The 19694-nt window shown below is 67.1% G+C and carries 20 protein-coding genes; 7 read left to right on the top strand and 13 right to left on the bottom strand.

Features of this window, described 5'->3' with window-relative positions; genetic code table 11:
* The first annotated feature begins 206 nt into the window (after positions 1–206).
* Complete coding sequence (locus tag P5P27_RS01420; protein ID WP_051999574.1) at positions 207–896, top strand: copper chaperone PCu(A)C domain-containing protein; 690 nt, start codon at positions 207–209, stop codon at positions 894–896.
* 132 nt (positions 897–1028) lie between these two features.
* The gene (gene radA / locus P5P27_RS01415; protein WP_062366280.1) at positions 1029–2417 is read left to right on the top strand and encodes a DNA repair protein RadA; all 1389 of its coding nucleotides are present in this window, start codon (positions 1029–1031) and stop codon (positions 2415–2417) included.
* On the opposite strand, the gene P5P27_RS01410 is transcribed toward radA, so the two are convergent.
* Positions 2402–2941: a PaaI family thioesterase gene (locus tag P5P27_RS01410; RefSeq protein ID WP_006894262.1), complete on the bottom strand. Its 540-nt coding sequence runs from the start codon at positions 2939–2941 to the stop codon at positions 2402–2404. The genes radA and P5P27_RS01410 overlap by 16 nt on opposite strands.
* 20 nt (positions 2942–2961) lie before the next feature.
* Between P5P27_RS01410 and disA the strand changes: the two genes are divergently transcribed.
* On the top strand, positions 2962–4059 hold the full coding sequence (gene disA, locus P5P27_RS01405) for a DNA integrity scanning diadenylate cyclase DisA (protein WP_006894261.1): 1098 nt from the start codon (positions 2962–2964) through the stop codon (positions 4057–4059).
* A 10-nt stretch (positions 4060–4069) separates the two neighbouring features.
* On the opposite strand, the gene P5P27_RS01400 is transcribed toward disA, so the two are convergent.
* Positions 4070–4825 carry a hypothetical protein gene (locus P5P27_RS01400; protein WP_278126048.1) on the bottom strand — a complete coding sequence of 252 codons (756 nt, stop codon included), beginning with the start codon at positions 4823–4825 and terminating at the stop codon, positions 4070–4072.
* A 78-nt stretch (positions 4826–4903) separates the two neighbouring features.
* A complete protein-coding gene (locus P5P27_RS01395; protein ID WP_006894259.1) occupies positions 4904–5521 on the bottom strand; it encodes a carbonic anhydrase in 618 nt (205 codons plus the stop codon).
* Between the two features lie 10 nt (positions 5522–5531).
* Between P5P27_RS01395 and P5P27_RS01390 the strand changes: the two genes are divergently transcribed.
* Positions 5532–6398, top strand: a complete 867-nt coding sequence (locus P5P27_RS01390; protein WP_006894258.1) for an HhH-GPD family protein — start codon at positions 5532–5534, stop codon at positions 6396–6398.
* On the opposite strand, the gene P5P27_RS01385 is transcribed toward P5P27_RS01390, so the two are convergent.
* Entirely contained in the window at positions 6381–7175 is a 795-nt protein-coding gene (locus tag P5P27_RS01385; protein ID WP_278126043.1) for an alpha/beta fold hydrolase, read from the bottom strand. The two genes, P5P27_RS01390 and P5P27_RS01385, sit on opposite strands and share 18 nt — an antisense overlap.
* Before the next feature lie 48 nt (positions 7176–7223).
* On the opposite strand from P5P27_RS01385, the gene P5P27_RS01380 reads away from it, so the two are divergent.
* Both P5P27_RS01380 and P5P27_RS01375 read left to right on the top strand, forming a co-directional pair.
* Positions 7224–7529: an antibiotic biosynthesis monooxygenase family protein gene (locus tag P5P27_RS01380; protein ID WP_006894255.1), complete on the top strand. Its 306-nt coding sequence runs from the start codon at positions 7224–7226 to the stop codon at positions 7527–7529.
* 100 nt (positions 7530–7629) lie between these two features.
* Positions 7630–9084, top strand: a complete 1455-nt coding sequence (locus tag P5P27_RS01375) for an aldehyde dehydrogenase (protein ID WP_278126040.1) — start codon at positions 7630–7632, stop codon at positions 9082–9084.
* Positions 9085–9159: 75 nt separating this feature from the next.
* Here P5P27_RS01375 and P5P27_RS01370 read toward each other — a convergent pair whose 3' ends face one another.
* Positions 9160–9756: a TetR/AcrR family transcriptional regulator gene (locus tag P5P27_RS01370; RefSeq protein ID WP_278126039.1), complete on the bottom strand. Its 597-nt coding sequence runs from the start codon at positions 9754–9756 to the stop codon at positions 9160–9162.
* Positions 9757–9855: 99 nt separating this feature from the next.
* On the opposite strand from P5P27_RS01370, the gene P5P27_RS01365 reads away from it, so the two are divergent.
* Positions 9856–10587, top strand: a complete 732-nt coding sequence (locus P5P27_RS01365; RefSeq protein ID WP_278126038.1) for a hypothetical protein — start codon at positions 9856–9858, stop codon at positions 10585–10587.
* 328 nt (positions 10588–10915) lie between these two features.
* On the opposite strand, the gene P5P27_RS01360 is transcribed toward P5P27_RS01365, so the two are convergent.
* The 8 genes from P5P27_RS01360 to P5P27_RS01325 are packed head-to-tail and all read right to left on the bottom strand — an operon-like array spanning position 10916 to position 19693.
* A complete protein-coding gene (locus tag P5P27_RS01360) occupies positions 10916–11518 on the bottom strand; it encodes a hypothetical protein (RefSeq protein WP_006894251.1) in 603 nt (200 codons plus the stop codon).
* Complete coding sequence (locus P5P27_RS01355; protein WP_006894249.1) at positions 11518–12294, bottom strand: YfgM family protein; 777 nt, start codon at positions 12292–12294, stop codon at positions 11518–11520. Before P5P27_RS01355 ends, P5P27_RS01360 begins: the two co-directional genes overlap by 1 nt.
* Complete coding sequence (locus P5P27_RS01350) at positions 12258–13682, bottom strand: MCE family protein (RefSeq protein ID WP_006894248.1); 1425 nt, start codon at positions 13680–13682, stop codon at positions 12258–12260. The genes P5P27_RS01355 and P5P27_RS01350 overlap by 37 nt, the downstream gene beginning before the upstream one ends.
* Positions 13682–14935: an MCE family protein gene (locus P5P27_RS01345; protein ID WP_278126036.1), complete on the bottom strand. Its 1254-nt coding sequence runs from the start codon at positions 14933–14935 to the stop codon at positions 13682–13684. Before P5P27_RS01345 ends, P5P27_RS01350 begins: the two co-directional genes overlap by 1 nt.
* Positions 14935–16191: an MCE family protein gene (locus tag P5P27_RS01340; protein WP_278126035.1), complete on the bottom strand. Its 1257-nt coding sequence runs from the start codon at positions 16189–16191 to the stop codon at positions 14935–14937. The genes P5P27_RS01345 and P5P27_RS01340 overlap by 1 nt, the downstream gene beginning before the upstream one ends.
* A gap of 1 nt (position 16192) precedes the next feature.
* A complete protein-coding gene (locus tag P5P27_RS01335; RefSeq protein WP_278126034.1) occupies positions 16193–17464 on the bottom strand; it encodes an MCE family protein in 1272 nt (423 codons plus the stop codon).
* A complete protein-coding gene (locus P5P27_RS01330) occupies positions 17461–18516 on the bottom strand; it encodes an MCE family protein (RefSeq protein WP_062366272.1) in 1056 nt (351 codons plus the stop codon). The genes P5P27_RS01335 and P5P27_RS01330 overlap by 4 nt, the downstream gene beginning before the upstream one ends.
* Positions 18509–19693 (bottom strand): MCE family protein, encoded by a 1185-nt coding sequence (locus P5P27_RS01325; protein WP_045536833.1) that lies wholly within the window; start codon positions 19691–19693, stop codon positions 18509–18511. The genes P5P27_RS01330 and P5P27_RS01325 overlap by 8 nt, the downstream gene beginning before the upstream one ends.
* Position 19694: the final 1 nt, after the last annotated feature.

The following is a 19694-nucleotide window of genomic DNA, read 5'->3' as shown; positions in this document are numbered from 1 at the left end:
CCGAGGTGCAAGCAGGTGAACGACGGTATTTGCGCCCCGCCTGCCACCTTCGGGAAGCACAGTTGCACGCCTGAACCGAACGGCCCGGCGCTAATATCATCGGGACAATCTGGCGACCCGGGCGAACTTTTCCCGGCCTCGCCAACTACGCTGCGTAGTGAGAGTTCGCATCACCGGCGGACAACGCGACGACCACCCCGGAGGAAATGGTGTCAGTGCTCAATCGGTCCACCCGCCGTCTGGCCTCGGCCGCCGCAGTCGGCGCGCTCGGCATCGCGATCGCCCTCGGCACCACGGCCTGCGGTGCGGGAAAGATCTCGCAGACCGCGAATCAGGAGCCGGCCGTCAACGGCGCGAGCGGATCCATCACTCTGACCCCGTCCGAGTACGACGGCCAGGAGATGTCGAACGGATCGATCGCGATCCGCAATGCGCATGTGCTGTACCCGGTCTCGAAGGCCGACCAGATCTTCGGCGACGGCGGACCGTTCGCCCTCGCGTTCAACATCGCCAACGACAGCCCCACTCGCGTGGTCAAGCTGCAGAGCGTCTCGGCGAAGACCGGCAACATCAAGCTGACGCCGCCGACATCGACCTCCGGCGGCGACCCCGCCTCCATCGCCCCCGGAAAGGCCCTGCTGGCCGGACAGCCGTCCGGCTCGGATCCGGATCTGGCCGCCGGAGCGGACAGCCGCTGGACGGTGGAGCTCACCAACGCCGGCGACACCGTCGCCGCCGGTCTGACCGTCCCGATCACCTTCAACTTCGCCGTCTACGACCTGGGCGGCAAGCAGGTCGAGACCGTGTCGACCACCGTCGACACCCCGGTCGACGGCGGCACGCTCAACGAGCGCCAGGACGTCGTCCGCGACGTGCAGGGCGAGAGCGAGCACTGAGCCGCACCGAACTCCTCACAGCGGCGCCCCGGTCACTCGACCCGGGGCGCCGCTCTTGTCGTACTGGTCGCCTACAGTGTCTGCGTGGCCGGACGGACCGGGTGACGAGCGCGTCGGCGGACAGGGGAAGACATGGCTAAGACCCGATCGGTGTTCCGCTGCTCCGCATGCGGTCACCAGGTGGCGAAGTGGTTCGGCAGATGCCCCGAGTGCGGCGAATGGGGAACCATCGCCGAATCGGCGCCGGCGGCCGCCGCCGCACGCACCGGCACCACGTCGGTGGCACCGTCCAGTCCGGCCGTCCGCATCACCGAGGTGGTCTCCGGAGCGGTGGGCTCATGCCCCACCGGCATCGCCGAGTTCGACCGCGTGCTCGGCCGCGGAGTGGTCCCCGGTTCGGTGATCCTGCTCGCGGGCGAGCCCGGGGTCGGCAAATCGACACTCCTGCTCGAAACCGTGAAACACTGGGCGGCGCAAGGCAAGACGGCACTGTACGTCACCGGGGAGGAGTCGGCCGGCCAGGTCCGGCTTCGCGCCGAACGCACCGACGCGGTGCACGAGAACATCTACCTGGCGTCGGAGACCGACCTCGCGACGGTGCTCGGACACGTCGAGGCGGTGGCGCCCACCCTGCTGATCGTCGACTCCGTGCAGACGATGGTCGCGACGGGCACCGACGGCGTCACCGGCGGTGTCACGCAGATCCGGGCGGTCACCACCGCACTGGTCTCGCTCGCCAAGACGAGCGGAATCGCCGTGATCCTGGTCGGTCACGTCACCAAGGACGGCACCGTGGCCGGTCCCCGCTCACTGGAGCATCTGGTGGACGTGGTGCTGGCCTTCGAAGGCGACCGCCACTCGTCGCTGCGGATGATCCGGGGCATCAAGAACCGATTCGGCCCCTCCGACGAAGTCGGCTGCTTCGAGCAGCGGTCCGACGGCATCCATCAGGTCAGCGACCCGTCGGGCATCTTCGTACACCACCACGAGTCCGATGTCGCGGGCAGTGCCGCCCTGGTCGCGATGGACGGCCGCCGCGCCCTCGTCGGCCAGATCCAGGCGCTGCTCAACGACACCCAGATGACCTCGCCCAGGCGCGCGGTCTCCGGTCTGGACTCGGCGCGTGTGGCGATGATGCTCGCCGTCGCCGAGAAGCACGCAGGCATCAAGGCCAGCACCAAGGAGGTCTACGCCTCCACCGTCGGCGGGATGAAAGTCACCGAGCCGGCCGCCGACCTGGCGATCTTCCTGGCGCTCTACTCGTCGCACCACAACGTCGCGGTACCGTCGTCGACCGTCGCGATCGGCGAGGTCGGCCTCGCCGGCGAGGTCCGCCGTGTGTCGTCGGTGGGCCGCCGCGTCGCCGAGGCCAAACGGCTCGGGTTCGGGCACGCGATCATTCCCGCCGGAACGCAGGACGAGGATCTGCCGCGCGGAATCCGCATCAGCCGGGTCAACAACCTCCTGGAGGCACAGTCGGCGGCGACGGCGCGGTCGGACTACGCTCAGGCCCCGTTCTGATGCCCTGAGGGATGCACCGCGCGATCGCGGTATCCGGCGAAGTGCTTCTCGAGATCGATGGCGATGAACAGCCCGTGCGCCGCGGCTACGGGCTCCTGGGGATCGCCGAGATGGGCGACCGCGCGCGTGTAGACCTTTCGGCGCACGCCCCCGAGGATCTCACCGGTGAACTGCACGGTGGAGCCCAGCGGAATCGGCTTGGCGTAGTCGATCTCCAGGTGCCCGGTCACCACCGGCATGCGGAGCAGCAGCGGCGAGGTTCCCATCACCTCGTCGAAGGCGGTGGAGAGGAGTCCGCCGTGGATCACGCCGGGACCGCCCTGCATCCAGTCCTCCACCTTCATCGATGCAGACACCGTGAGCCCCTCGCCCGCGATCACGTCGATTCGCAGGCCCACCGGCGCGTCGGCGCCGCATCCGAAACACATGCTGTGATGCAGGTTGATTCGACGGCCGGGCGACGTCGCCTTCGGGTCGCGGGACAGTGGCTCGATGTCTGCGGGCAGCACGAATGAGGTCTTCACGTACCGCTACCCTAGTTCAGGTGACCGACACCGTTATCCCCGAGTCCAGCCGCGCCGAGCAGATCCGTTCCGCGCTCCGCCGCGTGGCTCCGGGGACCGGGCTTCGCGACGGACTCGAACGCATCCTCCGCGGCGGCACCGGCGCGCTGATCGTCCTCGGATACGACGACGACACCGAGCGGCTCTGCGACGGCGGTTTCCACCTCGACATCGAGTTCGCCCCCACCCGTCTGCGCGAACTGTCGAAGATGGACGGCGCCGTGGTGCTCTCCGACGACGGCAAACGGATCGTGCGCGCCAACGTCCAGCTGATGCCCGATCCCACCATCCCCACTGAAGAGTCGGGCACACGGCACCGCGCCGCCGAGCGGACCGCCATCCAGACCGGGGTCCCGGTGATCTCGGTGAGTGCGTCGATGTCGATCGTGAGCGTGTACGTGGGCGGACAGCGTCGCGTCGTCGAGAACCCGGACGCCATCCTCTCGCGCGCCAACGTCGCGCTCACCACGCTCGAACGCTACAAGTCTCGCCTCGACGAGGTCAGCAGCCAGCTCTCGCGCGCGGAGATCGAGGACTACGTGCTGCTGCGCGATGCGATGAGTGCCGCCCAGCGGATGGAGATGGTCCGACGCGTCTCGGTCGAGATCGACGAGTACGTCCTCGAACTCGGAGTCAACGGCAGGCAGGTGTCGCTGCAGTTGGAGGAGTTGATCAACGACAACGACACGATGCGCGAACTGCTGGTGCGCGACTACCACGCGAGCCCGGAGCCGGCCAGCACCGAACAGGTGCGCCAGATTCTCGAAGCGGTGGAGTCGCTCTCGGACGCCGATCTGCTCGATCTGACGATGGTGGCCGGGGCCTTCGGCTACCCGACCTCGCTCGAGGCCCAGGACACCGCGATGAGCCCCCGCGGCTACCGTCTGCTGGCCCGCATCTCCCGCCTGCAGTTCGGCCACATCGACCGGCTCGTCCGTCATTTCGGCACCCTGCAGTCGCTGCTCGCGAGCAGCGCAGCCGATCTTCAGTCGGTCGAGGGCATCGGGAGCATCTGGGCCCGGCACATCCGGGAGGGGCTCTCGCGGCTCGCCGAGAGCAGCCTCGAACGGTTCGACTGACGTCGGATCGCTACTGCTGTGCGGGTGCCTGCGCCGGAGCGACGAAGTTGAACGTGATCGGCGCCGACTCGCGCTCGGCCAGCTTCGCGGTGGCCTGGTAGCCGCCCGCCGCCACCTGGACGCGCTTCTTGGTGCATCCGGGATTGCTGGTGGTGCCCGACCAGGTGATGGTGTCGGTGACCTGCTGGCCCGGCGCAAGAACCTGGATGTTCACGCCCTTGTCCGGCGCGCAGTCCTGCGCCGACCACAGCGTCCGGCTTCCGTCCAGCGTGCGGACGATGACGTTCTGGGCGGCCTTGCCCACGTCGCGCGAACAGGCGGCGAGTCCGCCGTTGGTGGTGACGATCGTGAAGACCGGCTGGTCGCCGACGGTGTATGTGGGCTTGTCCGTGTAGAGCACCACCGACAGGCTCTGGTCGGAGCATCCGGGAGCACCGGCATCCGCGGCGGGTGCGTCGGACTGCTGCGCAGGCGCGGGGGCGGGAGCCGAGGGCGTGGCACTCGGATCGCCGCCCTGACCGTGCTCGCCTCCGCCGCTGGGCGCCTCACTGCTCGGCGGGGCGCTCTGCACTGCGGTCGAAGGCGCCGCGGGCTCGGTCGAGGACTTCGCCGCGGCGTTCTTCGAGTCGGGGGTGCTGTCGGAACCGCCGCTGAGCCAGACGATCAGGAGGATGACCACAACGATCGCGACGACCGCCCCGACGCCGGCGACGAGGCGCCGGCGCCAATACACCTCGGGCGGCAGTGGTCCTTGCGGTTCAATCACGCCCTCAACGGTATCGCCGCTCCCCTGTCAAGAGCAGCGAGGCCGTCCGGCGTGTCGTCGATTCCGCCGACCGAGGGCTCACTCGCCGATGTCGCCGATCACCTCGACCATCTCGACCTGACCGTCTTCGAGACGGTACGTGAGGCCGACGACGGCGAGCGTCCCCTTCTCGACCCGGTCGGCGATGATCTGGCTGCGGTCCATCAGCAGATGCACAGTCTCCTTCACGTGCCTGCCGATGAACCCGTAGTAGTCGTCGATGCCCTCGGCGCGTCCGGCCAGAATGCTCGGCATCACCTTCTCTACGATCGTCCGCACGTAGCCGTTCGGGAGGGTGTTGTTGTCGAGGGACTCGAGCGTCGAGCCGACGGCACCGCAGCTGCTGTGGCCGAGCACCACGATCAGCGGAACATTCAGAACGTCGGGGCCGAACTCGATGGTTCCGAGAACCGCTTCGTCGAGCACATGGCCGGCGGTGCGGACCACGAACATGTCGCCGAGCCCCTGGTCGAAGATGATCTCCGCGGCCAGGCGCGAGTCGCCGCAGCCGAACAGAACCACGTGCGGCTTCTGGCCGGAGACCAGAGCGGCCCGCTGGTCGCTACTCTGGTTCGGATGAATCGACCCCCCACCGACGAAACGCTCGTTGCCTTCTTTGATGACCTGCCATGCTTGCGCGGGGGTTAAGTTCTCCATGAGCGCAAGTATGCCACCGCGCGATGTACTCGATTGGTTCACCCGTGCCCGTCGACCGCTGCCGTGGCGCGAACCGGGCATACCCGGCTGGCACATCCTGATCAGCGAGATCATGCTCCAGCAGACTCCAGTCGCGCGCGTCCTCGAGCCCTGGCAGGAATGGGTGCGGCGGTGGCCGGTTCCGTCCGCGATGGCCGCCGAGACCACCGGAGAAGTGGTCCGCGCGTGGGGCCGGCTGGGGTATCCCCGGCGCGCGATGCGGCTCCACGAATGCGCGGGCGTCCTGGCCGCCGAGCACGGCGACGTGGTCCCCGACGACGTCGACACCCTGCTCGCGCTGCCGGGGATCGGCGACTACACGGCCCGCGCCGTCGCGTGCTTCGCCTACGGCCGATCGGTCCCGGTGGTCGACACCAACGTGCGCAGGGTGATAGCCCGCGCGGTGCACGGCCGGGCGCAGGCCGGAAATCCCGCCAAGCGCGATCTGGCGGAGGCCGCGGCACTGTTGCCCGACGACGGCACCGCGCCGACGTTCTCGGCCGCGGTGATGGAGCTCGGGGCGCTCGTGTGCACTGCGCGCAACCCGCGGTGCGAGGAATGCCCCCTGCTCGGCAGCTGCCGCTGGGTGGCGCGCGGACGACCCGCCCACGACGGTCCCCCGCGTCGCACCCAGAAGTTCGAGGGCACCGACCGCCAGGCCCGCGGACGGCTCCTCGATGTGCTGCGCAGCGGTCGCGGCCCCGTCGAACGAGCCCACCTCGACCTCGCGTGGACCGCCGACCCCGCCCAGCGCGACCGCGCGCTCGACTCACTGCTCGTCGACGGGCTCATCGAGGTCAACGACGACGGATTGTTCTGCCTAGCCGGCGAGGCCTGACAGGAAGGCCTCCACCGCGCCCCGGTACACGCCGGGGCGGTCGTCGTGAACCAGGTGCCCGGCGCCGGGAACTCGCAGATAGGCCGACTGCGGGTACCGCGCCTGACCGCCGCGGACGGCCATGTCTGCCATCTGTCCGGGCGGCGTCACGGAGCGCTCCGCCTCCACCAGCAGCGCGGGCACGTCGACCGCCTCCCACTGCGCCCAGAAGTCTCTGGTGCCCCACTCCTCGGCTATCGCCGCCCAGACGGGGATGCTGCCGTGGAGGCGACCGTCGTCGAAGGCCTCGTAGAAGTACCGGCCGGCGACGTCTCCGAACATCGCGACCGCCTCGTCGAGCCCGGCGAATCGTTCGGGCCAGCTGTCGAACCACGGGGCCCAGTCGTCGGTGGTGCGGCCGCGGAAATCCGGCGCCATGTCCTCGACCACGATCGCGCTCACCAGTTCGGGGAACTCGGCTGCCGCGCACCACGCGTGCAGCCCGCCCATCGAGTGACCCACGAGTACCGCGGGTCCGCGGTCGATCCAGGTGATCACCTCTCCGACGTCCGCGACGAACCGCTCGGTGGCGATGTCCTCGGGCGCGGGCGGGCGCGAATCGTCGAACCGGCCCTGATGGTAGGCGGCGTCGAAGGTGAACACTCGTCCGTAGCGGCGCAGCCAGGGAATCTGACGGCTCCAGGTGCGTCCGCGGCCCATCAGTCCGTGCAGCAGAACGATCGCCCCGAGCCCGCCCTCGTCCCTGTCGAGGCCGCCGTAGTCCAGGAGTCCATTCACGACTCTCGACCCTAATCCGGCGGGCGGTTCGTCAGTAGGCTGGACGGCATGGCAATAGTGAAGATCAACGCGATCAAGATTCCCGAAGGCGCCGGCCCCGAACTGGAGAAGCGCTTCGCCGCGCGTGCGGGAGTGGTGGACGAGGCCGAGGGATTCCTCGGTTTCCAGCTGCTGCGTCCGGTCAAGGGCGAGGACCGGTACTTCGTCGTCACGCATTGGAAGGACGACGCGAGCTACCAGGCGTGGGCCGGTGGCGATGCCCGCGCCGCGCACAAGAGCGACCGCAAACCCGTCGCCACCGGAGCCGACCTCCTCGAGTTCGAGGTCGTGATCGACGTCGAGCCGAAGTCCTGACGGATCATCACGCACACGTCTTTCGCACCAAGACGCTGGCAGTGATTTAGAACGTGTTCTAGTATCGAGGAAATAAGGTTTCCCGATACTAGGAGCACGTATGACCGAGCCCATCGAGACCACCCAGCTCTACATCGGCGGGAAGTGGGTCGCACCGCATTCCTCGCAGATTCTCGAGGTGTTCTCGCCCGCCACCGGCGAGAAGGTGGGCTCGGTCCCGCTGGCCGACGAGGTCGACGTCGACAACGCCGTCCGCGCCGCCCGCGAAGCGTTCGACTCCGGCGTGTGGCGCAACACGCCGCCGGCCCAGCGAGCTGCGGTGATCCGTCGGGCAGCGGAGTTGATCAACGAGCGCGGCGGCGAGATCGGCGCCCTCGTCTCGGCCGAGATGGGTGCCACGCCCGGCGACGTCGCGACCCTGCAGCAGCTGGCCGGGACCGGGGTCCTGAACGCCTATGCGGACGCCGCCGACGCATACGAATGGGAGGAGAAGCGGAGCGGCCTGTTCGGCGAGAGCCTCGTGGTCCGCGAGCCCGTCGGGGTGGTCGGTGCGATCATCGCGTGGAACGTCCCGCTGTTCCTTTTCTGCAACAAGTTCGGCCCCGCTCTGGCGGCCGGCTGCTCCATCGTGCTCAAGCCCGCCCCCGAGACACCGCTGAACGCGAATCTCCTGGCGGAGATCTTCACCGAGGCGGGCATTCCGGAGGGCGTGATCTCCGTGGTACCCGGCGGCATCGAGACCGGCCAGGCGCTCGTCGATCACCCCGACGTCGACAAGATCACGTTCACCGGCTCCACCGCGGCGGGCCGCGCCATCGCCGCACGCTGCGGTGACCAGCTCAAGCGCTGCTCGCTGGAACTTGGCGGCAAGTCCGCGGCCATCGTCCTCGAAGACGCCGACATCGCCGCCAGCGCGCCGATGCTCGTCTTCTCGGGCATCCTGAACTCCGGTCAGGCCTGCGTCGCACAGACGCGCGTGCTGGTCCCCCGCAGCAAGCACGACGAGGTGGTCGACGCGATGGTCGCGGTTGCCGCCACCTTCACTCCGGGACTGCCCGACGACCCGGAGACGAAGGTCGGCCCGATCATCAACGACAAGCAGCACGCCAAGGTCACCGGCTACATCGCCAAGGGCAAGTCGGAGGGGGCCACCGCCGTTCTCGAGGTGCCCGCACCGGAGATCGGCACCGGCAACTTCGTCGGTCCCACCATCTTCACCGGCGTCACCAACGACATGACGATCGCCCGCGAAGAGATCTTCGGTCCGGTGATCAGCGTGATCGCCTACGACGATCTCGACGAGGCCATCGCCATCGCCAACGACTCCGACTACGGCCTCGCGGGCTCGGTCTGGACCACCGACATCGACAAGGGTGTCGAGGTCGCCAAGCAGATCCGCACCGGAACGATGGGCATCAACTGGTACGCGATCGACCCGTCGTCGCCCTTCGGCGGCTACAAGAAGTCCGGCATCGGCCGAGAGAACGGCCGCGAAGGACTCGAGAGCTACCTCGAGCACAAGGCCATCCTCATGCCGATGGGTTACACCTCGTAGCGCTCCCTCCCAAGAGCCGGCGCCCGCCTCCGAATCACCCCGGAGGCGGGCGCCATTTCATTCAGCGCCTGCGGCTCACACCCCGGCGAACGCCCGGACAGTCCGCTCCGCCACAGCCGCGACGTACGCGGCATCGGCGACGTCGTCAGTCATCAGGATCCGGAAGTAGAGCGGACTCGCGGCGGTCTCCAGAAACTCCCGCACATCGGTAGTCGACGGGAGTTCCCCTCGAGCGACAGCGCGCTCGACGATGACACCGCTGCGCAGGAACCGCTCATCCCAGAAGGCGGCGCGAGCGCGGCGTACGTCGTCCTCTGCCACGTCCACCATCACCGCCGCCTCCACGACCGCGCGAATCGCGCGGTCCCCCAGCGCCTCGACGATGCCCGACAGGAGCAGTTCGAGGTCGCCTCGCAACGAGCCGGTGTCGGGCGTCGCGACGTTCGTGCGAGCGAACCGAGTCAGGATGTCGCCGATGAGTGCCGCTTTCGTCGACCATCGGCGGTAGACGGTCGTCTTGTTGACACCAGCGCGATCCGCCACGTCGGTGAGTTGCAGTCCCGCGTACCCGACTTCCGCGAGGATCTCGAGCGTCGCCTGGTGAACCGCTGCGACCACCCGGGCGGAACGACCGCCCGGACGTCGACGTTCGGATACCGCATCGCCGGTCATCTCCGCTCAGTCCCTTTCATCGCCGCACTCGTCGAACCCAGACAAACGCAACTCTAGTTGCTTTAGACTCCAGTGGCGACCGACGGACGGAGCTTTCGAGTGAACGAGAACGATGTGACGATCACAGCCGTGATCGATGGCCGCAGAGTCGGCCGCGACGAAGTGCTCGCCTGGGAGGCGCGCCGGATCCCGCGAGCCTCAAGGAAACTCGGTATGAAGGCGCCCTCGGGTCCGGTCGAAGGTATGCGGCGCGCGTTCTGCGATGGCAAGTTCGAGCTGGGGGTCGATGAGATCCGGCGCCGCCTGGCCCGCGACGTCCGACTGTCGGATGCGGTCGCACGCGTCACCGGCGGGCTGTCGGGAGGCCGCAGAGCCACCAGCGTCTGTGATCTGTACGTAGAGGGCGGGGACGCTCAGGGGTTCGTGGACTGGTTCTCGGATGCGGGCCGCGACGACTATGCGTGGAGCATGGTCGTCGCGAGTCCGGACCACTTCATCATCGACAGCACTGCGGACAGCAGGCAGGAGGTGATCGAGACGACCGGTGGCAGTCCCTTCGCAACTCGGTTCTTCGTCGACTACGACGACACCTCCCGGCTGACCACCGCGCGGGATCCGGCGTTCGCACTCGAACTCGCCGGAGTCGCTCTGACCGGCGCGGATACGGCAGTCGGCGGCGTACGTCATCAGCTTCGCGACGACAGGTACAGCTTTCACCTCCGCGCGTGCGTGGAGTTCCCGAAACTCATGGCACCGCAGATGGTTAAAGAACACCGCTGGCATCTCGCGTGCGAGTTCAGCAATTGGATCGAAGGAGCCTTCTCCGCCTGACCGGCTGGACGGGCTCGAGTGAGTGCCGCGGTGGCCGGGGCGCTCGAAGACACTGGCACTGTCCGTATGGACATCGTGTCGAGCGGGCAGGCCGTACGCGGCCCAGCGGATGTCACGCGGTTTCGACTCGCTTCGCTCGCGCAACCAGCCTGGGAAGGACCACTGGACCAGCCTGGGAAGGACCCGCTCAACCAGCCTGGGAAGGACCCGCTCAACCAGCCTGGGAAGGACCCGCTCAACCAGCCTAGGACCAGCTTGGGAAAGACCTCGGGACCAGCCTGCCGAGGGCTTCAACCAGACCGGAGCCGCTCGGAAAGCGGCGCGAGGCTCAGCCCGCGGGCGTCGACTGCGGTGCCGGAGAGCTCGGGGCGCTCGGAATGGGCACGGCGTTCGACGGCGGCGTCTCGCCACCGGACTGCACGTTCTTCTGCAGACTGTCGTCGGTGAGGATGTCGATCTCGTTGATCTTCCAGTCGTCGCCCTGCTTCTCCATGCCGAAGATCAGGCGGCTCTTGTCGACCTGAACGTCCTCGGCGTTGTTCCGGGTCGACGACTGGTTGATGAACAGCAGCACCTTCGCGGTGTCGCGGGTGTTCTCCATGACGCCGGAGTCCTGAACCGTCACGACGGTCGAGACCCCCTCCTGCTTGACGCCCTCGGCCACCTTCGACTCGACGATGTGCTTCTGATAGTCCTTCTGTGCCCCGCCCGTGAGCCGGCCCATCGTGGTGTTGATGTGCGCGTCGACGGTCTTGGAGTTCCACGAGAACATGTCCACGACGTACGTCTGCGCAGCCGACAGCGCAGAGTCACGCGCCCGCTCCTGCGCGGCCGCGTTCGCGTAGACGATGCCCAGCGCGATCGTCACGCCGACGACGATCACCACGATCAATCCCAGTACCGGCAGCAGCCAGCGCTGCACTCGACTCATCACGCCACCCAATCGAAGTACGTCATCTTCAGCTCACCGTTGATGCGTGTCATGTCCACGCGGGCGCGGAATGTCGTCGACTCGCTGCTCTTCGGGTCGTTCTTCGGGTGGCCCTCCCAGCCGTACACGATGAGCACCGAGCCCTCGTCCTCGTCGGCCTTCGACACCGCGTCGGCGAGGATCGTCGTCTTGGTGACCAGGTCACCCTTGCGGACCATGTCCGCGACCTGCTTCATGTTCTCCTGGAACATCTGCTTCGCGCGGCCACTGGTCTTGTCGATCGCGTTCTTGTACATCTGGTCGGCGTTCTGCGGGTCGAGCGTGGTCATCGACACCACCATCTGCTGGGCGAAGGTGGAGTATTCGGCCCGCCACTGCCGCTGCTGCTCGATCTGGTGGTACTGGTAGCCGAACACGCCCGACAGCACCGCGCCGATCACCAGGACGAGCGACGTGAGCACCACCGCGACGATCATCAGCTTCGAGCCGTCGCCGGCCTTCTGCCGCGTGGACTTGCGCACCACACCGCGGCTGCGCCGACGCTCACGGTATCCGGCGCTGCGCTCCACCTCTTCGGGGTCGGGCTCCGGTTCCGGTTCGGCGGCCGGGGCCTCGTCGACCGGCTCGGCCGGCTGCTCGGTCTCGGTCTCCACGGCCGGTTCGGCCTCGGACTTCTTCGGCTTCTTGCGTCGTCGGCTCAGCGGACTGGAGCGGCGGACAACGTCGTCTTCGGGCGAGTTCAGGACTCCACCGTCTTCGTGATCAGGTCGTACCATTTCTGCTTCTTGCCCTGCGCCTGCTGATTCTCAGCGGTCACGTAGGTCTTTCCGTCGGGTCCGATGAATTGTCCCGTCTGCGGATCGTAGGTGGTGGCGTAGACCGCCGGCGACGGATCGTAGTCGCTCGGGGTTCCCGGCACCACGCGCCCGGCCGGCTGCTTCGGCAGGTCGGTGCCCGGCAGGCCGTTCGGGAAGGCGACGTTGTCGCGCTTGGAGGGAACGAAACCGGTCTTGCACTCCTCGGGTGTCGGAGCACGGCGGCCCGGATACTCGACGCACGGGAAGTTGCGTGCGCCTCGGACCGCGGCCTGAGCGTCTTGCGGAAGCCGGCAGAGCAGGCCCGGCGGCAGGTCGCGGGCATCCTGCTCTGACGGGAAACGCCATTGGTCGGTCGGCATGAACCCGACAGTACAGGTCGGCGGATCCTGGAAGCCGAGCGTGAAGTTCACGTTGGGACCGTGCCGGTTGGAGCCGGAGTTGATCGCGGTGATCAGCGCGGAGAGCACGCGCGGATACAACACGATCGTCTGCCGCAGATTCGGCAGATACACCGCCTGCGTGTGCGCGGCCACCGACAGATTCGAGATCGCCAGCGGGAACGAGTCACTCATGTCCTCGAACAGTTTCTGCGCCTGCGACGCCACACCGGGACCCTTGGCGAGGATGTCGGTGATGTCGGGGCGGCTGGCGCGGAGCTGATCGGTCACCTTCGTCAGATCCTTGGTCCACGAGCGGATCTGGTCGGCGGTGCGGTTCTGGGTCGCCAGTATCGGCCCGGCCTGGTCGACCAGATCGATGGTGGCGTCCACGTTCTTGTTCAACGCGCCGACGAAGAGCACCATCGAGTCCATCAATCGCTGAAGATCCTCACCGGTGCCGTTGAACGCGGTGAAAGCCTCGTCCATCACCGAGCGGAGCTTGGTGTCGCTGACCTGGTTGAGCAGCGCGTCGGCTTGGTCGAGCATCGAGGAGATCTCCACCGGGACATCGCTGCTCGTGACCGTCGCCCCGTTGCCCAGGTTGTCGCTCGACGGGTTCTTGGGCGGCTCGAAGTTGACGAACTGCTCGCCGACCGCGGAGACGCTGCGGACCGAGGCCGCGGAGTTCGCGGGGATGTCGGTGCCGGAGTCGATCGTCAGCGTCGCCGAGACGCCCGTCGGCGTCAGACGGACGCCGGTGACCTTGCCGACGTCCACGCCGCGGTAGCTGACGTTGGCGTTCTCGTAGAGGCCACCGGTCGACGGCAGTTCCAGCGTCATCGTGTAGGTGCCGATCCCGAACATCTGCGGGAGCCGGATGTAAAACACCGCCATCGCGACCATCGAGATGACCGTGACGATGCTGAAGATGATCAGCTGCACACGGACGAAATGCGTGATCTTCATCAGTTGCCGCCCTGGATCTTCGGAAGCAGGTCGAGCGGCGAGGGATTCGCCGGATTCTGCTGCTTACGCTCTGTCGGTCCCTTCTTCAAGGGCGCCGAGTACGGATTCGCACCCTGCTTGGCCCCACCCGCCGGCTTGCCGACGACGGTCTCCGGCCCGGCCGCGGTCACCGAGGCGACCATCGTCTTGCCCAGTCGGTTCCAGGTCAGGTCGAGCACGAGATCGGAGTTGACGTAGTCGCCCTTCACGATCGTCGGAATCAGATCCTCGACGAACGGGAAGGTCAGCAGGATCCGCAGTGAGTTGGTGAGCGCCGGACCCGTCATCGACAGCTGATCGAGCAACTCGCGCACATTCGGCACGATCGTCTTGATGTCGTCGCTGTTCTCGCGGAGCACCTCGTTGGCGGTGGCCGAGAGCTTGCCGACCCCGTCCATCGCGCTGGTCAGATTCTTGCGCTGATCCACGAGCAGTTGCAGAATCCTCGGGCCGCTCTCCAGCGCACGCTGGACGGTCGGCGTCTGGCGGTTGATCGTCTCCGCCAGCCGATCGAGGCCGGACATGGCGTCGATGATGTTGTCCGTCTGCGTGTTCAAGTCGGAGACCAGGGTGTTCAGCCGCGGGATGAGGCTCTTGAGCGTCCCCTCGTTACCTCCGACGATCTGGTCCAATTCGTGGACCACGTCGCCCATCTGCGACAGTCCGCCGCCGTTGAGGACCACCGACAGCGAGCTCAGCACCTGTTCGGTGGTCGGATACATGCACGGATCGACCGTCTGCGCCGAGGTGATGTCGGGGATCTTCTTGGGATCGGTCTGGGCCAGGTTCTGCTGCTCCGGGCAGTTCGGCAGCGCCAACGAGCCACCTTCACGGAGATACTGCCCGCTCGGGTGGTCGGGCGGAACGATCGCGATGTGCGACGAGCCGAGCACGCTGGTCATCCCGATCATCGCGTGCGAACCGACCGGCACCTTGACGTCCCCGTTCAGTCGGAGCGTCACCTTCGCGGTCCAGTCGTCGATCGTGATGTCGCCGACGCTGCCGACGGTCGCGTCGTTCATCATCACCGGCGCGTTGCGCACCAGGCCCGCGGCCGACGGGATGCGAGCGGTGATCCGGTAGGCGTCCGAACCCGTTCCCGCGGCACCGACGGCCGACACCGTGGAGATGGTGCCGCTGCTGCAGCCCGCCATGACGGGGACGACGATGAGGCCCGCACACGCCACGGCGGCGACCAACTTCTTCGACCTCATCAGCCCTCGCCTCCGAACGGCACCAGCAGCTTCCCCAGCGGATCGGGATTGGCGTTGCGGCTGGCCGCATCGCGCTCACGCACGCCGGCCTGGGCGCGCTGCTTCACGCTCTCGTTCTGGTAGGTGATCTGGTCCGGATTCGCCGTACGCCCGATCACCGGGTTCGCCATGAAGGGCGGGTAGTTGACCACGACGTCCTTCATCACCGGACCGATGATGTCGACGCACTGCTCGATGTCCTTCTCGGTGTCGCCGGGGCGAGCGGTGGACGCCATCGATCCGCACAGCAGCGTGATCAGGTTGTTGCCCATGCCGAGACCGAAGACGCCGTCGAGCGACCCGGTCAGCGGGTTGTAGATGTTGAAGAAGTTGGCGAGCTGGTTGGGTGCGGAGTGCAGCAGGCCGCGCAGTTGCTCGTCCTTGCGCTTGAGCGTGCCGGTCAGCTGCGCCAACTTGCTCATCGTGGAGGTGACGACGCCGCTGTTGGTCCCGAGGAAGCCCTCGAGCTCACCGACCGCCTCGTTCAGATTCGTCATCGCATCGCCGAGATCGTCGCTGCTGCCTTCGAGCACGCTGCTGACGCTGGCCATCCGCCCGTTGAACTGCACCAACTGCTCGTGGCTCGTCGAGAGTGCGTCGGTCAGCTTCTGCAGGCTCTTGATGGTGGCGAAGACATCGTCGCGGTTGTCCGACAGCGTGCCCATGACCGTCGACATCTGCTTGATCGAGTCGGCGATCGCCTGGCCGTTGCCCGACAGGTTCTTATCCATCACGTTGATGGCGTCGGCGGCGGTGCCCGGCTCGGCGCCGTGCGGGCCGACGGCCTTGGTGAGCTCGTCGAGTTGCTTCTTGACGTCGTCCCACTCCATCGGCACGGCCGTCCGCTCCATCGGGATGGAGTCGCCGTCCTGCAGCTTCGCGCCCTTGCCGTACACCGGAGTCAGCTGGATGAACCGGCCGGACACGAGCGACTGCGCGACGATCACGGCACGCGCATCGGCCGGGATCGGGGTGTCGTCGTCGATGCGCATCGTGACCTTGACATCGCCGCGGCGGGTCTCGATGGACGAGACCTTGCCGACATTGACGCCGATCACGCGCACCGGGTCGCCGCTGTAGAGGCCGCTCACCGACGGGAAATAGGCGGTGATGGTCCGCGTGGTCGCCTTCTGGACGCCGAGAAACACCCCGACGGCCAGCAGCGCCAGTACGACGACTCCGGCGATGATCGCCCACACTCGTTTCGAGATGCCCACGTCAGCCTCCCGTTCCGTGACGCTGGCTGGGGTTCAGGTCATTGTTGTTCTGCGGTTGCTGCGGGATGGGCGTCGGGTACTGACGCTTGGGCGAGGGACGTCCCACGTCCGGGGCGCCCGCATCCGGCCCCTGGTTCCAGTTCTTCGGGAACAGCGGGTTGCCCGAGTACTGGTAGAAGTACTTCGCCGCCTCGGGGTACTTGCGCTGCAGGACCTTCAGGAACGTGCCGAAGTAGTCGCCCCACGTCGGCAGTCCGACGAGCGAGGAGAAGTACGGTCCCGAGCTGACCGCCTCACCGAGGATGTTGGCGTACGGGCCGAGGTTGTCGATCGCCTTGCCGAAGTTCTCCTCGTTGTCGTTGAGGATGTCGAGCACGCCGTTGAACTTGTCGAGCACCGGCTTCAGCTGAGCGTTGTTGTCTTCGATGAACCCGGTGATCTCGGCGGTGACGTCCTTGGTCCCCTTGATCACCTGACGCAGCGCTTCGCGGCGGATGTTGAGCTCGCCGAGCAGTGCATTGGCGTCGATCAACATGTCGCGGATCTGGTTGCTGCGCTGACCGACGATCTGGGTCACCCCGCGGGCCTGCCGCAGCAGGTCGCTGAGCGCGTTGTCGCGATCGGCGATCGCCTTCGACAGCCGGCTCACCCCCTCGACGGCCCCGCTGACATTGGCCGGTGTCTTCGAGAACGTCTCGGTGAGGGTTTCGAGCGCCTTGTTGAGCTGATCGGTGTCGGTGGTCGCCAGGGTGGAGGTCGCATCCTCCAGAGCGTCCGACAGCGAGTACGGCGACACGGTCGAATCCACCGGGATCGACCCGCCGGGCTTGATCCGGCCGGTGCCGATCGGTGTGATCGTCAGATTGCGCCGTCCCAGGACGGTCTCGGTCTTGATCGCCGCGCGGGTGCGATCGCCCATGACGACCGTGTCGTTGAGCCGGAACCTGATCTTGGCCTTGAGTCCCTGATCGGTCTCGGCCAGGCTGATGCCCTCGACGGTGCCGACGTTGACGCCGGCCACCAGCACCACGTCCCCGGTGACCAGACCACCCGCGTCGTCGAAGTAGACGTCGTAGGTGCTGATCTGCGAGAGGTACGGCAGCCGGTCCATCTGCATGGCCATGATCACGACCATCGCGGTGATGAGTGCGCCGATGATTCCGACCTGATACTTGGGCCGCCCCGCACGGTGGAAGGGCTTGGTCTCGGCCTGAGTGACGTCGACGTCCGGATCCTGCGACTCTGCGGGCTCGGGATTCACGTTCTCACTCAACTCGCGCACCTCCCGCCCGCTCTGGTCTGATCGCCCATCGCGTCGATCGCCGTGAAGTAGTACTGGGTGTTGCCCGGACCGGGCAGCAGCAGCCGGATACGGCAGAAGTAGATCTGCAGCCAGGCCCCGTAACTGCCGAGGTTGGAGAGCATCTTGAAGTCGCCGGGCAGGCGACCGAGCAGATTGCGGATGAAGGGCTCGGCCTTGAGCGCCTGCTCGCTGGTCCGCCCGAGCGCCGACACCGTCTCCTTGAGATCCGGGCGGGTGGCGTTCATCAGGCTCGCCAATCCGGTGGTGGCCTGGCTCGCCTGGCTGATCGCCTCGCCGTACACACCGCGGTCCTGGGCGAGTCCGGAGATCAGCTTCTGCATCCGGTCCACGCTCTGGTCCAGGCCCTTGTGGTCGGCCTCGAGCGTGGAGAGCGTCTTGTTGAGGTTGTCGATGACGCTGCCGATCAGCTGGTCGCGGTCGGCGATCTTGTTCGTGAACTCCGAGGTGCTGGCCAGCAGCGTGTTCAGTCCCGCGCCCTGCCCCTGGAAAATCGCGATCAGCGAGGAGGTCAGCTGATTGACCTCATCGGGGTCCAGCGTCCGGAACAGCGGCTTGAATCCGCCGAGCAGGTTGTCGAGGTCCAGAGCGGGCTCGGTCTGCTTCAGCGGGATCTGATCGCCCGCCGACAGCGTCTGGCTCATGTCGCCGGTGCCCGGCTGCAGCTCCAGATAGCGGTCGCCGGTGAGATTCTGGTACCGGATCCGGGCCTGCACCGACTTCGGCAGCCGGTAGTTGTCGTTGACCGTGAACGTGACCTCGGCCTGGTTGTCGCGATTGAGTTTCACCGAACTCACGGCTCCGACGTCGACGCCCGCGATCTTGACGACGCTGCCGGACTTCATGGCGGAGGCGCTGGCGAAGACGGCGCTGTACTTGTCACTGCTTCCGCCCTGGTAACGGCTGAACACCAGCACCAGGCCGACGAGCACCAGGATCATGGCGAGGGCGAAGGCGCCGAGCTTGATGACGGTCGCACGGAATGCGCGTGCGCGACTATCCACGGGGGGTACCTCCGAACAGCAACTGGAAGAGCTTGCGCGACTCCACCTTCGGGGTGGTGCGCGGCTGATACGGCTGCGGCGCGTTGTCGATGACGTAGAACGGGATGTGTTCCTTGGACTGCACATCGGTCAGTCCGGCCTGGCAGGTCGGCGGGCCGTCGCCGTGGACCTCGGGCAGGTCCTGCGGGTAGCGGTACGGGTCCTGACCGGGGATCAGTCCGGCGTCGAGCAGCAGCATGCCGTTACGCCCGCCGAGCAGCGGCGTGGCGATGTCGGTGGCGTCCGACGCCGCGGTGATGAAGCACCGCAGTCCCGGCGCCTGCCTGCCGAGCAGCCGGCTGACCGGGTTGAGATCGGTCAGAGTGGAGATGAGGTTCTTCTTCGACGCCGTCAGCACGCCGTTGACGGTGTTGGTCATGCCGGTGACGTTGATGAGCAGCGCGTCGAGGTTCGCGGCGTTGTCGACCAGGGTGTTCCCGACGACGGTCGCGTTGTCGAGCACGCGCATCAAATCGGGCATCGCGTCGGCGTAGACGTTGGTGGCGCCTGCACCCTCGCGGAGCAGCCGGTTGAGCTCGGGCAGGTGCGGGTTGGTCTTGCCGAGCACGTCCGTGAGCTGGACCAGCGCGTCGCCGATCTGCTTCCCGCGTCCCGAGAGGGCCTCGTCGACGGCGCCGATGGTGACGTTGAGCTTGTCCGGCTGCAGCTCGGCGAGCACGTTGACCAACTGCTGGTACACCGTGTTCAGCTCCACGACCACGTGGTCGGCGGTGATGACCGAGCCCGCCCGCAGCTGTCCCTCCGGCCCGGACTCCGGCACCACGAGGTTCACGGCCTTGGCCCCGAAGATCGTGTTCGACTTGATGTCGGCCTTGACGTTGGCCGGAACCATGCCGATCTGGTCGGAGGCCATGTCGAGCTTGAGTTCGGCCCGGTCACCGAGGGTGGTCACCGAGGCGACGCGCCCGACCTCCACCCCGCGGAGCTTGACCTTCGCGTCGGGATTCATCACCAGTCCCGCGCGCGGCGCGAAGAGGGTGACCGTCTCGGTGCTGGCGAACCATCCGAGGAACTGCCCGGACGCCAGCGCGACGATGCCGGCGAGCACGCCGACCATGATGACGGCTGCGAGCTTCCGGGTGCGGTCGCTGTAGCCTCTGCTGTTCTTCTTCGCCATC

Source organism: Gordonia sihwensis (assembly GCF_029632925.1).
Classification (GTDB): domain Bacteria; phylum Actinomycetota; class Actinomycetes; order Mycobacteriales; family Mycobacteriaceae; genus Gordonia; species Gordonia sihwensis.
This window is presented reverse-complemented; position numbering and strand designations above follow the sequence as displayed.

Coding starts and splice junctions, on each gene's coding strand:
- P5P27_RS01420 (WP_051999574.1), top strand. CDS start 207: ATGGTGTCAGTGCTCAATCGGTCCACCCGCCGTCTGGCCTCGGCCGCC.
- radA (WP_062366280.1), top strand. CDS start 1,029: ATGGCTAAGACCCGATCGGTGTTCCGCTGCTCCGCATGCGGTCACCAG.
- P5P27_RS01395 (WP_006894259.1), bottom strand. CDS start 5,521: ATGGAGAACTTAACCCCCGCGCAAGCATGGCAGGTCATCAAAGAAGGC.
- P5P27_RS01390 (WP_006894258.1), top strand. CDS start 5,532: ATGCCACCGCGCGATGTACTCGATTGGTTCACCCGTGCCCGTCGACCG.
- P5P27_RS01380 (WP_006894255.1), top strand. CDS start 7,224: ATGGCAATAGTGAAGATCAACGCGATCAAGATTCCCGAAGGCGCCGGC.
- P5P27_RS01375 (WP_278126040.1), top strand. CDS start 7,630: ATGACCGAGCCCATCGAGACCACCCAGCTCTACATCGGCGGGAAGTGG.
- P5P27_RS01370 (WP_278126039.1), bottom strand. CDS start 9,756: ATGACCGGCGATGCGGTATCCGAACGTCGACGTCCGGGCGGTCGTTCC.
- P5P27_RS01360 (WP_006894251.1), bottom strand. CDS start 11,518: ATGAGTCGAGTGCAGCGCTGGCTGCTGCCGGTACTGGGATTGATCGTG.
- P5P27_RS01355 (WP_006894249.1), bottom strand. CDS start 12,294: ATGGTACGACCTGATCACGAAGACGGTGGAGTCCTGAACTCGCCCGAA.
- P5P27_RS01350 (WP_006894248.1), bottom strand. CDS start 13,682: ATGAAGATCACGCATTTCGTCCGTGTGCAGCTGATCATCTTCAGCATC.
- P5P27_RS01345 (WP_278126036.1), bottom strand. CDS start 14,935: ATGAGGTCGAAGAAGTTGGTCGCCGCCGTGGCGTGTGCGGGCCTCATC.
- P5P27_RS01325 (WP_045536833.1), bottom strand. CDS start 19,693: ATGGCGAAGAAGAACAGCAGAGGCTACAGCGACCGCACCCGGAAGCTC.